The sequence below is a fragment of the Streptomyces lydicus genome, assembly GCF_001729485.1.
GTDB lineage: Bacteria > Actinomycetota > Actinomycetes > Streptomycetales > Streptomycetaceae > Streptomyces > Streptomyces lydicus_D.
The window spans coordinates 4612676-4626311 of record NZ_CP017157.1 but is presented as its reverse complement, the minus strand read 5'-3'; the positions used below and the strand labels follow the sequence as shown (position 1 = coordinate 4626311).

Sequence of the window (13636 nt, the reverse complement as noted above, 5' to 3'; positions counted from 1 at the left end):
GGCCGTTGCCGGGACCCGGGTGCCCGGCCCGCCTGAGGGCCACCGTGCCGGGCCCGGAGGCGGAAGACGTTCGGCCAGTCGTGTGAAAGCGCCGCACGGGCGGCTGCCCGGCCGGGGACGATGGCGGATGTGTGCATGCGCCGCCAGCCCCACCGGAGGTACCCATGACAACTGACCGGCACGGACACCTGATGACCGACACCGGCGCCGAGGCCCTCGCCCACTACGAACAGGCCCTGGACGACCTGCTCTTCTTCCGCCCGCACGTGATGGAGTCGACGCGCGCGGCGCTCGACGCCGCGCCGCGCTCGACGGCCGTCCAGTCCCTGGCCGCCTACCTGGGTGTCCTGGGGACCGAGGAGAAGGACGCGGCGGCCGCCCGCGACGCCTTCGCCGGCTTCCGCGCCGGACTGGACACCGGGAAGCTGACCCCCCGGGAGCGGATGCACCTCGCCGCCGCGACGGCATGGCTGGACGGCGACCTGCACGGCGCCGGAAACATCCTCGGCGAGCTCTCCGTCGCGTTCCCGCGCGATGTGCTGGCGCTCTTCGCCGGGCATCAGCACGACTTCCTCACCGGCGACGCCCAGCGGCTGCGCGACCGCATCGGCGGGGCGCTGGACGCCTGGGACGAGGCGGACCCGCACCAGGGGCCGCTGCTGGGCATGTACGCGTTCGGCCTGGAGGAGTCGGGTCACTACGAGCGCGCCGAGGAGGTCGGCCTGGCGGCCCTGGCGCGGCATCCGCGCGACGTGTGGGGCATCCACGGCGTGGTGCACACCTACGAGATGCGCGGACGGTTCGCCGACGGGATCCGGTTCCTCGACGCCCGTACCGACGACTGGTCGAGCGGCACCCTGCTCACCGTCCACAACTGGTGGCACTACGCCCTCTTCACCCTGGAGACCGGCGACACCGCGCGCGTCCTGGACATCTACGACGCGGCGCTGCACCACGACCGCTCCGCCGGTATGGCGATGGAACTCCTCGACGCCGCCGCCCTGTTGTGGCGGCTGTACCTGGCGGAGGACGTCCGGACCGCCCGCTGGGCCCGGCTCGCGGACGCCTGGGAGCGCCGCCAGGACGGGCCCCACTACGCCTTCAACGACGCCCACGCGGTCATGGCGTACGTCGGTGCCGGCCGCCTCGCCCAGGCCGAGCGCCTGGTCGGGGACCGGGAGAAGTGGCTGGCCGGGCAGCCCGGCGTCAGCAACCGCGCGATGACCGCGGACATCGGCCTGCCGGTGTGCCGCGCTCTGATCGCCTACGGCAGGCAGGACCACGCAACGGCCGTCGACCTGCTGCTCCCGGTCCGCCACCGGCTGCACACCTTCGGCGGCAGCCACGCCCAGCGCGACGCGATCCAGCGGACCCTCGTCGAGGCGTCCCTGCGCTCGGGCCGCACGGACCTGGCCCGCACGCTGCTGAGCGAACGCAGCCGGCTCCGGCCCGTCTGCCCCTACAACTGGTCGGCCAAGGCCCGCCTGGAGGACCAGCTCGGTGCCCCGGACCGGGCGGCCGCCGCCCGCGCCCGCGCGGCGGCCCAGTCCGCGTCCTGAGGTGGCGGGGCCGGCTCAGTGCCGTGCCGGGGCGGCGGCCTCCAGGTCGTCGATGCTGCCGGACATCACCGTCCGGAGGTGTGCGGTGAGGTGCTCGGCCGGCCAGTCCCACCAGGCGACGGCCAGGAGGCGGGCGATGTCCTCGTCGCTGTAGCGGCGGCGGATGAGGCGCGCCGGGTTGCCGCCGACGATGCCGTAGTCCGGTACGTCGTCGACGACCACCGAGCCGGAGGCGATGACCGCGCCGTGGCCGATGCGCACGCCCGGCATCACCGTGGCGCGGTAGCCGAACCAGACGTCGTGCCCGACCACGGTGTCGCCGCGGCCGGGCAGGCCGGTGATCAGGTCGAAGTGCTCCGACCACGACCCGCCCATGATCGGGAAGGGAAAGGTGGAGGGGCCGTCCATGCGGTGATTGGCGCCGTTCATGAGGAACCGGACGCCCTCGCCCAGTGCGCAGAACTTGCCGATGACCAGCCTTTCCGGGCCGTAGTGGTACAGCACGTTCCGGGTCTCGAAGGCGGTCGGGTCGTCCGGATCGTCGTAGTAGGTGAACTCGCCGACCTCGATCAGCGGCGAGGTGACCAGCGGCTTCAACAGGACCACGCGCGGCTGTTCGGGCATCGGGTGCAGCACATGGGGGTCGGCGGGGAGTGCGGCCATGGCGGATCGGATTCCTCGTCTGCTGGGTGGTCCGGCACGGACCGGTGCCGGCTCCTTCCATGATCGCGAGGTGTGCAAGGGGGTGTGCAAGGGAATTTCGTGCGGGGCGTGAGCGCGGGGGCCGGCCTGTCGGCGGGGCTGACCCCGCCAACAGAACACATATTCGAATAGCCGGGTATCCTGTGCGTATGAGCACGCATCTCCAAGGCTCGCTCTTCGACCAGACCGAGGACATCCGCCTCGGCCCGCTGCGCGGGCTGCGCAGGACCACGCTCGGCGACGGCGCCTGGATCGATCTGCTGCCCGGCTGGCTGACCGGGGCCGATGCGCTGTTCCTGCGGCTCGCCACCGAGGTCCCCTGGCAGGCCGAGCGCCGTCAGATGTACGAGCACATGGTCGACGTACCGCGGCTGCTCGCCCACTACGGCGAGGGCGAGGCGCTGCCGCACCCCGTGCTGGACGAGGCCAGGGCCGCCCTGTCCGCCCACTACCGCGCCGAGCTCGGCGAGCCGTTCACCACCGCCGGTCTGTGCTACTACCGCGACGGCCGGGACAGCGTCGCCTGGCACGGGGACCGGATCGGCCGCGGCAGGCACCAGGACACGATGGTCGCGATCCTGTCCGTGGGGGCACCCCGTGACCTGCTGCTGCGCCCGCGACGCGGCGGCAGCACCGTACGGCGGCCGCTCGGGCACGGCGACCTGATCGTGATGGGCGGCTCCTGTCAGCGGACCTGGGAGCACGCGATACCCAAGAGCACCCGGGCGGCGGGGCCCCGGATCAGCATCCAGTTCCGGCCGCACGGCGTGCGCTGACGCGGCAGGGCGCCGAAGGGGCCGGGGTGCGGCGGGACGGCGGCCGGGGGCGAGCCGGTTGCGGCCCTCGATGATCAACAGGCCCGCTTTCACGACAACTTCCTCCGGACCGCGGCTGGATCCCGACCCGGGCTGAACGTGCCGGCGCCGCCGGCCGTCCTACCGCACGTACCCGTACGCACTCATCTGGAGGGGTTTCTCATGCGACGCTCAGTAGCAGCGGCCGCGGTGGTCGTTCTGGCGGGCGCCGGACTGCTGGGGACGGCCGGCTCGGCCGGCGCCGCCACCGGCACGGCAGCCGCGTCCGGCGCCACGGAATGCTCGGTGGCCTGGGGCAGCAAGGCGAAGTCGGCCACGAACGCCACCTCCGCTCCGCTGAAGAACATCACGACCAGCGGGACCACGTGCTACGACCGCATGGTCTTCGACATCAGCGGCGCGCGCGGCAAGCTCGGCTACCACGTCGGTTACGTCGACGCGTTCCATCAGGACGGCTCCGGTGAGCGGATACCGGTCAAGGGCGGCGCCATCCTGGAGATCTTCGTGTCCGCGCCGACCCATGACCCGGCGACCGGTCGGCAGACCTACGCCGCCGAGGCCGGCAAGTCGCTGCCGGGCGTGCACCTCGATGGATACCGGACGTTCAAGGACACCAAGTTCGGGGCGAGCTTCGAGGGGCAGACCCAGGTCGGCCTGGGGGTGCGGGCCAAGCTCCCGTTCCGGGTACTGCAGTCCGGTGACACCCTGATCGTGGACGTCGCACACACCTGGTGACCGGGCGGGGACGGTGCACGGCGCCGCCCCCGTCACCCGCCGCTCGGCCCCGCGTGGTGAGAGCGTGGGGCGCCGCGCGGGTATACCGGGTGTGCGACAACACGTGACCCGAGGCGAGCGGCGGTGAGAGCGGTGGCGAGGGAGCGGACCACGTGCTGCGTGGTGGGCGGCGGCCCGGCGGGCATGGTGCTCGGGCTGCTGCTGGCACGGGCGGGCGTCGAGGTCACCGTGCTGGAGAAGCACGGAGACTTCCTCCGCGACTTCCGTGGTGACACCGTGCACCCCTCCACGCTCGCGCTGCTGGACGAACTGGGGCTGGCTCAGCGGTTCGCCCGGCTGCCGCAGCGCCGGGTGTCGACCGTTCAGCTGCCGCTGGGACCGGACCGTTCCCTGGTCACGGTCGGCAACATCGGTGCGCTGCCGGGACCGTTCAACTACATCGCCATGGTGCCGCAGTGGGACCTCCTCGACCTCCTCGCGGACGAGGCCCGGCGCGAGCCGTCCTGGTCCGTGCGGATGAGCACCGAGGCGACCGGGTTCCTCATGGAGCGCGGCCGGGTCGCGGGGGTCCGCTACCGCACGTCCGACGGCCGTACCGGTGAGCTGGCGGCCACCCTCACCGTGGCCTGCGACGGCCGGGGCTCGCTGGCGCGGTCGCTTCCCGAGCTGGGGCTGCGGAGCTTCGCGTGCCCGATGGACGCCTGGTGGTTCCGGCTGCCGCGGCGCGACGGCGACCCGCACGGGCTCGTCGGCGGCGTCGGTGACCGGCTCCTCGCCGCCATGATCGACCGCGGGGACTACTGGCAGTGTGCCGCGCTGATCCCCAAGGGCGCCGACGCCGAGCGCCGCGCCGCCGGTCTCGCGTCCTTCATGGACAATTTCACCGCGGCCGCCCCCTGGCTCGCCGACCGGGTGCCCGCGCTGAGCTCCTGGGACGAGGTCAAGCTGCTCGACGTACGGCTCGACCGGCTCAGCAGGTGGCACCGCCCGGGGCTGCTGTGCATCGGCGACGCGGCGCATGCCATGTCGCCGGTCTTCGGCATCGGCATCAACCTCGCCGTCGAGGACGCGGTGGCCGCCGCCCGGCATCTCGTCGGGCCGCTGTCCGCGGGCGCGGTGGGGCTGGGCGACGTACGCGCTGTCCAGCGGCGCCGGTGGCCGACCACGGCGCTGACCCAGGCACTTCAGCGGTTCGCCCACCGGCGGGTCATCGGTCCCGTGCTGGCCGGCGACCCGCCCTTCGGCAACCCCCGGCGGGCGCAGCGGGCCGCCGAACTGCTCACCACTTCACGGTGGTTGAACCGGGTGCCGGCCTACTTCCTGGCCTACGGCGCGCTGCGGGAGCGCCCGCCGGCCGCTTCACTGCGCTGAGCCGGCGTCGCGCGCGGCGCCGGTGCTGCGCGCCCGGGCCGCGAGGCCGTCGAGGACGCACGCCAGGCCGAACGCGAACTGCTCGTCCGGGCCGGTGTCCTCGGCGTCGGTCACCCGCCGGGCGAACTGCGGGTAGTCGCCGCTGTCGATGACCTCGCGGATGTACGGGCCGACACCGGCCCGCCACTGCTCCTCGGTCAGCCCGGAGCGGCGCTGTGCCTGCAGCTCGGCGAGTTCCTGGGCGGTCGAGCCGAAGACGTGGGCCATGACGGTGTCGACGGCGTGGGAGGCGAAGGTGATGTCCGGGGTGAGCGCGGCGGCGGCCGTGAGCGCGAGATCGTACCGGCGCAGGGAGTTGGCGCCGAGGGCGGGGCGGCCGGTGAGTTCGGAGCCGAGCCAGGGGTGGCGGAGCAGACGGGCGCGCACGTCCCGCGCGACCGCGTCGAGGTCGGCACGCCAGTCGCCGGTGAGCGCGGGTGGTTCGGTCTCGCCGTGCACCTCGTCGACCATCAGGTCCAACAGCTCGTCCCGGCTGGCCACATAGCGGTAGAGCGAGGCCGTACCCGAGCGCAGGTCCGCCGCGACCCGGCGCATCGACAGCGCGGACAGCCCCTCCGCGTCGGCGATCGCGAGGGCCTGGCGCACGATCCGGTCCACGCCCGGGGCCTGCCGGCGCGGGACGCGCCGCTCCTTCCGCCACACCAGGGCGGGGGTCGGCTGCTGTGCCGGGTCGGTCATCGCGGTTCTCCTTCAGTGGGGCATTGCGGCCAACGTAGCGTAGTGGCTACGGTGTTGCCGCAGTGAGAACACTGTAGCCATAAGCTGCACCAGGCATTCACAACGGGGGAGAAGCATGCACGAGACCCGCATCCCGGTCCTGATCGCCGGCGGTGGCACGGTCGGTCTGGCCGCCGCACTGTTCCTGGCCCACCACGGGGTGGCGTCCCTGGTCGTGGAGCGCCGGACCGGGCCGAACGTCCACCCGCGCGCCACCGGACTCGGGCCGCGGACCGTCGAGTTCCTGCGCCAGGCCGGCCTCGACGAGGCCGTCGACGCGGTGGCCATCGACATGTCCGCGGGCAACCTCGGCAAGATCTCGGCCCGCACGCTCGCCGAGGCCGACCTGCCCGCCGTGGCACGGGACGCGTCCGCCGGCCCGCAACTGGGACCCCGACTCACCGGCCGGGTCAGCCCGGGCGTGCTGCGCGGCACCTGCCCGCAGAACCGGTTGGACGCGGTACTCCTCCCGGCCGCGCGCGAGCGCGGCGCCACCGTCCGGTACGCGACCCGGCTGGTGTCCTTCGAGCAGGACGACGACGGCATCACCGCACTCCTCGACACCGGGGACGCCGCCGGTCGTCCCGGTGGACCCGAGACCGTCCGGGCCGACTACCTGGTGGCCGCCGACGGGGCGCGCAGTGGCGTACGGGACGCACTCGGCATCGCCACCTCGGGCCCCGGTGAACTCGGCAGCCCCATGATGAACATCCTCTTCCGCGCCGACCTCACCGCCCACACCCGCGGACACTCCTTCGTCACCTGCGACATCACCCACCCCGACGCTCCCGGCCTGCTGGTGACCGTCGACGGCGAACAGGAGTGGATCTTCCACGCCGCCTACGACCCGGGCGCGGGCCGCGGCGCGGACGACTTCACTCCCGCCCGCTGCCGCGCGCTGATCCGGGCGGCCGTCGGCGCCCCCGATCTGGACGTGGAGGTGGTCAGCACCCTGCCGTGGCGGCCGCAGGGGCTGCTCGCCGACCGCTTCCGCGCCGGCCGGGTGTTCCTGGCCGGCGACGCCGCGCACACCAACCCGCCGCTCGGCGCCTTCGGCCTGAACACCGGGATCGCCGACGCGCACAACCTGGCCTGGAAACTGGCCGCCGTCCTGCGCGGCGACGCCGGCCCCGGGCTGCTCGACAGCTACCCGGCCGAACGGCGTCCGGTGGCGGCGCTCGCCCTGGAGCAGTCCCTGCGGCGGCTGGCCGACCCCCGGCTGCACTGGGACCAGAGCCCGCGGGCGGCGGCCGCGCGCGCCGCCGCCGGGGTCGTCAACGCGCCCGTCGTGCACCTGGGTTACCGCTATGACTCCGACGCGGTGATCGACCCGCAACCGGACCTGCCCTCGCACGAGGACGTCGCCCGCACCCTCGACGGGGCCCCCGGCTCCCGCCTCCCGCACCTCTGGGTCGAGCGGCAGGGCCGCCGGATCTCCACGCTCGACCTGGTCGAGTCCCGGTTCACCCTGCTGACCGGCGCCGACGGCGACCGCTGGATCCGCGCGGCACGGGAGGCGGGGGAACGGCTGGGCGTTGCGGTCGCGGCGCACCGGATCGGTCCCGGTGCCGAGGTCACCGACCCGGAGGGGGACTGGCCGCGGCTCGCCCGGCTCGACGGGGCCGGCGCCCTGCTGGTGCGCCCCGATCAGTTCGTCGCCTGGCGGGCGGGCACCCCGTCCGACGATCCGGCCGGCGACCTGGAACGCGTCCTCGTCCGGCTCCTCGCCCGAGAGCGCCCCGCGGAGCACGGCGGGACGGCGTAGGCGGTCACCCGCGCGGTGACGGGGGCGGCGGCGGACCGCCCGGAGTCACCAGCGCACCGCGGTGAAGTCGATCGGCTGCGGCCGCAGCTGCGCCACGCGGGCGGTCAACTCCCGCATCCGCCGGGCCATTTCCGGCGCGGGCAGTCGCTTGCGGTCGCCGTGGCCGGGGAGCAGCCACTCGAAGCGCAGCCGGTCGACGGTCCGGGCCAACGACGCGGCCAGCGCCTCGACGGAGTACCAGGTGACGCTCTCCGCCACCGCCACGTCGCCCTGGCCGCGCGACCAGTAGAAGCTGTCGCCGCTGAAGCAGTACCGCTCGTCGGCGATGTAGAGCACGCTGCCCTCGGTGTGACCGGGGAGGGGGTGGGCCAGCATCCCCTCGGCGATCTCGACGGTCTCCGTCCCGCGCAGCACCCGGTCGGCATCCGGGGCGGCGTCGAGGTCGCCCTCGTGGATCCACAGCCGCGCACCGAACCGGTCGGCGTAGCGCCGGCCGTGCGCGGCGTGGTCCCGGTGGGTCAGCAGGACGTCGGTGACGGGCCCGAGCTTCTCGTACCGGGCGGCCAGCGCGGCACTGAAGCGCGGGGTGTCCACCATCATCAAGGACCCCGAAGGGCGCCGCACGAGGTAGGAGTTGGCGCCGGCGGTCTCGGGGGAGTTGTGCCCGCAGAGGTGGACGATGCCGTCGTCGTCCAGCGGCAGCGGGAAGGGGTCACGCGTCGCGTCCAGCCGACGGGAGGCGGGGCGGACGGAGCGGGTGGGGCAGGCGAACGCCGCCGCTAACACCAGGCGTTCCTCCGCCGCGTCGCGCGGCTGGCGCAGGACCAGGGACCGGCCCTCGGCCTCACCGATCAGGTCCGGTGCGAGCTGCCGCGCGACGTCGCAGTTGGTGCAGCGTTCGTCGACGTACCAGCCGGCGGTCCCGGCTCCGTCCGTCGGGTCGGGGTGGGGGGTGTGCGCCTGGTCCATGGGTGGCCTCCTTCTGCACGGTGGGGCCGGTGTGCCGATCCCCGTGATCACGAGGTTCGCCGGTCGCACCGGAAAGCGGAAGGGGGGTCCGGCCTTGTTTCTCACGGTTGGTTCCGCTCTCCGCGGCTCCGTGAAGAAGGTCATTTGTCATGTGCATGGATGCGCGTCGCCGGCCGAGTGGCGGCGCGCCGCAGACCTGCCGGGCCGGGCCGGACCGCACCCGCTCTACCCCTCCGCCTCCGTGCCCAGGGACTGGTCTGCGGCGGCCTGTACGAGGTTGTGCTCCAGGCGTTCCAGGGTGGCGAGTGCCGCGGTCCGCTCGTCGTCGGTGAGGCCCGCCGTCGAGAGGTCCTCCAGCCGGCTCCAGACCTGCTCGACCTCGCGGCGCAGGGCGTGGCTGGCGGCCGTCGGTTCGATGAGTGAGGCGCGCTTGTCGGTGGGCGAGGGGCGGCGGCGGACGAAGCCGGCCTGCTCCAGGCGCCGGACGGTGCGGGTCATGGTGGCGGCGTCGGAGTCCAGCAGCCGCACCAGGTCGGTCTGCCGCTGGGGCCCGAGCTCCCACAGGTGCATCATGACCAGCTCCTGGCCCGGATGCAGGCCGATGCGGCGCAGCAGCTGCCCGGCGAACATGCGGTGCAGGCGGGCCAGGCGGAAGATCGCGTGACTGACCGGCCCGCCGCTCGCCGCGGCCGGTACCGGGACGCTGGCTTCCTGCCCGATCTCCGCGGGCCCCTGCCCGGCGGCCGGTGTGGACTGCTTCATCTCTGTCTCACTTTCCTGTTTAGGCAGCGTAATCCTACCTTCCGCTTGCGATCCGCAGTGGCTTGCCGCGCTCGCCCGGCGTCGTATGGCCAGATGGCGGCGTGTTGCTTGCTTCACATTTGAAAGCCGGGATGGATTTTCGGCCGTTACTTGTTTGGACAGGTGATTTACTTGTTCGGACAGGCATTCGTCGGTGCGGGCGCCACCCGCCCGGGCCACGGAGCACCACTCGTCCCGAGGAAGAGGCCATGACCACTGCTTTCGATCCGATCGTCCTGAGCGGCAAGCGCCTGGCGAACCGCGTCGTGATGGCGCCGATGACCCGCAGCCGCGCCTACGGACCCGGCGCCGAGCCGACGGAGCTGATGGCGACGTACTACGCGCAGCGTGCCGCCGCCGGCCTGATCGTCACGGAGGGCATCCAGCCCTCGCCCGTCGGCCAGGGCTACCCCGACACTCCCGGTCTGCACACGGACGGGCAGGTGCGGGCGTGGCGGACGGTGACCGACGCCGTGCACCGCGAGGGAGGCGCGATCTTCGCCCAGCTGATGCACACCGGCCGGATCGGCCACCCCAGCCTGCTGCCCGACGGCCTGGAGCCGGTGGCGCCGTCGGCGGTGGCCGCCAAGGGGCAGGTCTACACCCATGAGGGGCCGAAGGAGTTCGTGACGCCGAAGGAGCTGAGCGAGGCGGAGATCCGGCAGACCGTCGCCGACTTCGCCGACGCGGCCCGCCGCGCCGTCGAGGCCGGGTTCGACGGCGTGGAGCTGCACGGCGCCAACGGCTACCTGATCCACCAGTTCCTCGCGCCGCACTCCAACCGGCGCACCGACGCCTGGGGCGGCGACACCGAGGGCCACATCCGCTTCGCCGTCGAGGTCGTCACGGCCGTGGCCGAGGCGATCGGCAGTGACCGGGTGGGCCTGCGGATCTCGCCCGGGAACGCGTTCAACGACATGTCGGAGGACAACCCGGCCGAGATATACGGGGCCCTGCTGGAGCGGCTCGCCGTCCTGGACCTGGCCTATCTGCACCTGATGGAGGGCCCGGACACCGCCCTGACCCCGCGGCTGCGCAAGGCATGGCCCGGCACGTTCGTCCTCAATCCGTTCACCTACCCCGACGTCACCGGCCCCGACGCGCTGCGGCTGATCGAGGACGGCAGCGCGGACATGGTGGCCTACGGGGCACTGTTCCTGGCCAACCCCGACCTGCCCCGGCGCCTCGCCTCCGGCGGTCCGTTCAACGCCGCCGACAAGGCCACCTTCTACGGCGGCGACCACCGCGGCTACACCGACTACCCCACCCTCACCGCCTGAGCGATCCGGCCGACCCGGCCGCACGTGCGTCTCGGCACGTGCGGCCCCCGCCCTCACCCACCCCTCCCCGGGAGTTACCGATGTCCAAAGCAATCACTTTCTCCGCGTACGGAGCGCCCGAGGTGCTGCGGCTGTCGGAGGTCACCCCTCCGGAGCCCGGCCCGGGCCAGGTCCGCGTCCGGGTGCGGGCCGCCTCCGTGAACCCTCTCGACCTCAAGATCCGGTCCGGTCTGATGGCCGGCGCCGTCCCCGCCCGCTTCCCCGTGATCCCCGGCCTGGACGCGGCCGGTGTCGTCGATGCCGTCGGCGCGGGAGCCGATGCGGCCGTGGGGGACGAGGTCCTCGGCGCCACGGCCGGCGGCAGCTACGGCGAATACGCCCTGCTCGACCGGCCGGTGGCCAAGCCCGAGGGACTGTCATGGGAGGTCGCCGCGGCACTGGTCACGGTCGGCCGGACCGCGTTCCGTGTCCTCGGGCAGCTCGGAGTGCGGGCGGGGCAGACTCTGCTCGTCCACGGCGCCGGCGGCAGCGTGGGCACCCTCGCGGTGCAGCTGGCCACCGCCCGCGGCATCACCGTCATCGGGACGGCCGGCGAGCATGACAGCGCGCGCGTCACCGCCCTGGGAGCCACGGCGGTCGGCTACGGCGACGGCTGGGCGGACCGGGTGAAGGCCGCCGCTCCCCGTGGAGTCGACTTCGTCCTCGACGCGTCCGGCGCCGGCGTGCTCGCCGACTCCGTCGCCCTGACCGGTGACAGCGCACGGGTCATCACCATCGCCGACATGTCCGCCGCGCGGCACGGCGTCCGCTTCAGCGCCGGGTCCGGGGAGCCGGCCGAGGAGCCGCTGCCGCAGCTGGTGCAGCTGGCCGCCGCCGGCGGGCTGGACCTCCCCGTGTCGCATTCCTACCCGCTGGACCGGGCTGCCGCGGCCCACGCCGACATCGAGGCCCGGCGCAGCCGGGGCAAGGTGGTCCTCCTGCCCTGACGCCGCCCGGACGCGATGCCGCCACCTCGCGTCGTGGCAGCGGGCGGCTGCGACCCCGGGGCCGCAGCCGCCACCCGGCCGGCTGCGGCCCCCGAAATCGGCCTCGTCCTGCACACTCCGGCGCCCCGTCCCGCCCGCTTCGGTGAGCTGCACACCGCCATCGACTCGATCACCACCACCCGTGGAAGAAGGAACTCCCCATGCCCGCACGCCCCCTGCCCGAAGCGGTCTACGCCCGCACAGTCCTGGGCTCCGGCCCCGGTCTCGCCCTCGCCCACGGCGCCGGCAGCAGCGTGGCCGGCACCTACGGCCCGATCCTGGACGGCTTGTCCGCCCACCACACCGTGGTCGGCGTCGACTACCCCGGCAGCGGTGACACCCCCCGCTCCGCCGCACCGCTGTCCCTGGACGACCTCGCCGACCAGCTCGTCGCCGCCGCCGTCGCCGAGGGGCTGGACACCTTCGCGGTCTCCGGCTACTCCCTCGGCGGCCCGGTTGCCGTCCGTGCGGCCGCCCGCCACCCCGAGCGCGTCACCGCCCTCGTGCTGACCGCGACTTTCGCCCACCGGGACAACCGGCTCGCGCTCGCCGTGCCGGTCTGGCGCAAGCTGGCCGAGTCCGGTCACCGCGAACTGCTTGCCGAGTACCTCACGATGATGGCCCTCGGCGCCGACGCGCTGGAGGCGATGCCGGACGAACAACTCCGGGAGGCCATCGGATTCACCGCCGCCGCCGTGGCCGACGGGACACCCGAACACGCCGAGCTGGCCCCCAGGATCGATGTCCGCGACGACCTTCCCGGCATCCAGGTACCCACCCTCGTGGTCTCCACCACCCAGGACTGGTTCACCTCCAGGCGCCTCCACCGCGAGCTCGCCGACACCATCCCCGGCGCCCGGCTCGTGGAGCTCCCCACCGGCCACCTGCCCATGATCGAGCGCCCCGACGCATGGCGGCAGCTCATCACCGACTTCCTGGGCCCGCACCGCGCCTGACACCGGTCAGCACTCGGGTACCTGGCGAGGTCCGCGATGCCGGGGGCCATGCGGTGCGCGATGCCGGCAGGCAATTACCCGGCCGTGCCGAAATCCTGCGTCCAGTAGTCGCCGGGCTGTGCCAGGCCCACGCCGATCTCCTTGAACGAGCAGTCGAGAATATTGCGCTTGTGGCCCGGGCTGGCCATCCAGCCCTTCATCACGCTCTCGGGAGAGGAGTATCCATAGGCGATGTTCTCGCCGTACGCGCTCCAGTGGTAACCGGCCCGGGTGATACGGGCGCCGGGGTCGGAGCCGTCGGAGCCGGTGTGGGACATATTCCCGTGGGAAGCCATGTCCTTGCTGTGGTCCTGCGCGGCCTTGGTGAGTTTCGCATTCAGGGTCAGCGGTGAGCATCCGGCCTTGGCGCGCTCGTTGTTGACGAGTTCCAGGATCCGGGCCGCGGTGCCGGAAGCCGGAGCGGCCTTCGACGCGCTCGGGGACGCGGTGGGGGCCTGGGGAGCCGTGGACGTGCTGGTGGCGGGCTTGGCGCTCGGCGCGGTCCGCGGGTGGTGGGCGTGTGCTGCCTTCGTCCGGTGACCGTGCTCCCAGTGGCCGTGCCGGTAGTGGCCGTAACCCCGGTATTCCTCGTGCTGCGGGCCGTTCAGACATGCCATGGCCGCGGAGGGCACGGCCACCGCGCCTATCGCGAGTGCGGCGACGGTTATCTTCCGGTAGTGCGTCGTCCGGCGATGCTTTGTCATCGGTGACCCCATTCGGTGTGCGCGGCGCGTTCCCCGGGCTGCCGGGTTTCTCGAACCCGCCCTTGAACTGCGGAGATGCCCTGGGCTCGTCATTCAATGGGGCCGCTGTGCGGCAGGCAAGAAAGGGCCGCTACTAAT

The 13636-nt window shown here is 73.3% G+C and carries 13 protein-coding genes; 8 read left to right on the top strand and 5 right to left on the bottom strand.

Annotation, left to right across the window (positions count from 1 at the left end):
• Window positions 1-164 precede the first annotated feature (164 nt).
• Window positions 165-1559: a tetratricopeptide repeat protein gene (locus tag SL103_RS20025; protein WP_069570343.1), complete on the top strand. Its 1395-nt coding sequence runs from the start codon at window positions 165-167 to the stop codon at window positions 1557-1559.
• A gap of 15 nt (window positions 1560-1574) precedes the next feature.
• Here SL103_RS20025 and SL103_RS20020 read toward each other — a convergent pair whose 3' ends face one another.
• Window positions 1575-2222, bottom strand: a complete 648-nt coding sequence (locus SL103_RS20020) for a CatB-related O-acetyltransferase (protein ID WP_079145872.1) — start codon at window positions 2220-2222, stop codon at window positions 1575-1577.
• A gap of 188 nt (window positions 2223-2410) precedes the next feature.
• On the opposite strand from SL103_RS20020, the gene SL103_RS20015 reads away from it, so the two are divergent.
• The 3 genes from SL103_RS20015 (at window position 2411) to SL103_RS20005 (ending at window position 5182) form a co-directional block, all read left to right on the top strand.
• Window positions 2411-3037 carry an alpha-ketoglutarate-dependent dioxygenase AlkB gene (locus SL103_RS20015; protein ID WP_069570342.1) on the top strand — a complete coding sequence of 209 codons (627 nt, stop codon included), beginning with the start codon at window positions 2411-2413 and terminating at the stop codon, window positions 3035-3037.
• Between the two features lie 201 nt (window positions 3038-3238).
• Window positions 3239-3811 carry an AMIN-like domain-containing (lipo)protein gene (locus SL103_RS20010; RefSeq protein ID WP_069570341.1) on the top strand — a complete coding sequence of 191 codons (573 nt, stop codon included), beginning with the start codon at window positions 3239-3241 and terminating at the stop codon, window positions 3809-3811.
• Window positions 3812-3943: 132 nt separating this feature from the next.
• Complete coding sequence (locus tag SL103_RS20005) at window positions 3944-5182, top strand: FAD-dependent oxidoreductase (RefSeq protein WP_279631163.1); 1239 nt, start codon at window positions 3944-3946, stop codon at window positions 5180-5182.
• On the opposite strand, the gene SL103_RS20000 is transcribed toward SL103_RS20005, so the two are convergent.
• On the bottom strand, window positions 5171-5920 hold the full coding sequence (locus SL103_RS20000; protein ID WP_069570340.1) for a TetR/AcrR family transcriptional regulator C-terminal domain-containing protein: 750 nt from the start codon (window positions 5918-5920) through the stop codon (window positions 5171-5173). The genes SL103_RS20005 and SL103_RS20000 overlap by 12 nt on opposite strands.
• Window positions 5921-6035: 115 nt before the next feature.
• Between SL103_RS20000 and SL103_RS19995 the strand changes: the two genes are divergently transcribed.
• Entirely contained in the window at window positions 6036-7724 is a 1689-nt protein-coding gene (locus SL103_RS19995; RefSeq protein ID WP_069570339.1) for an FAD-dependent monooxygenase, read from the top strand.
• 45 nt (window positions 7725-7769) lie between these two features.
• Here the strand turns inward: SL103_RS19995 and SL103_RS19990 are convergent, their stop codons facing one another.
• Both SL103_RS19990 and SL103_RS19985 read right to left on the bottom strand, forming a co-directional pair.
• Window positions 7770-8693 carry an MBL fold metallo-hydrolase gene (locus SL103_RS19990; protein WP_069570338.1) on the bottom strand — a complete coding sequence of 308 codons (924 nt, stop codon included), beginning with the start codon at window positions 8691-8693 and terminating at the stop codon, window positions 7770-7772.
• A 225-nt stretch (window positions 8694-8918) separates the two neighbouring features.
• Window positions 8919-9455, bottom strand: coding sequence for a MarR family winged helix-turn-helix transcriptional regulator (locus tag SL103_RS19985; RefSeq protein WP_244303981.1), 537 nt, complete (start codon window positions 9453-9455; stop codon window positions 8919-8921).
• A 248-nt stretch (window positions 9456-9703) separates the two neighbouring features.
• Here SL103_RS19985 and SL103_RS19980 point away from each other — a divergent pair, with 248 nt between their 5' ends.
• From SL103_RS19980 to SL103_RS19970, 3 genes are all read left to right on the top strand, one after another.
• Window positions 9704-10774, top strand: a complete 1071-nt coding sequence (locus SL103_RS19980) for an alkene reductase (RefSeq protein WP_069570337.1) — start codon at window positions 9704-9706, stop codon at window positions 10772-10774.
• A gap of 80 nt (window positions 10775-10854) precedes the next feature.
• Complete coding sequence (locus SL103_RS19975) at window positions 10855-11760, top strand: NADP-dependent oxidoreductase (protein ID WP_069570336.1); 906 nt, start codon at window positions 10855-10857, stop codon at window positions 11758-11760.
• Window positions 11761-11960: 200 nt separating this feature from the next.
• The gene (locus SL103_RS19970) at window positions 11961-12755 is read left to right on the top strand and encodes an alpha/beta fold hydrolase (protein ID WP_069570335.1); all 795 of its coding nucleotides are present in this window, start codon (window positions 11961-11963) and stop codon (window positions 12753-12755) included.
• A 74-nt stretch (window positions 12756-12829) separates the two neighbouring features.
• On the opposite strand, the gene SL103_RS19965 is transcribed toward SL103_RS19970, so the two are convergent.
• Window positions 12830-13498: a CAP domain-containing protein gene (locus SL103_RS19965; RefSeq protein WP_069570334.1), complete on the bottom strand. Its 669-nt coding sequence runs from the start codon at window positions 13496-13498 to the stop codon at window positions 12830-12832.
• Window positions 13499-13636 lie beyond the last annotated feature (138 nt).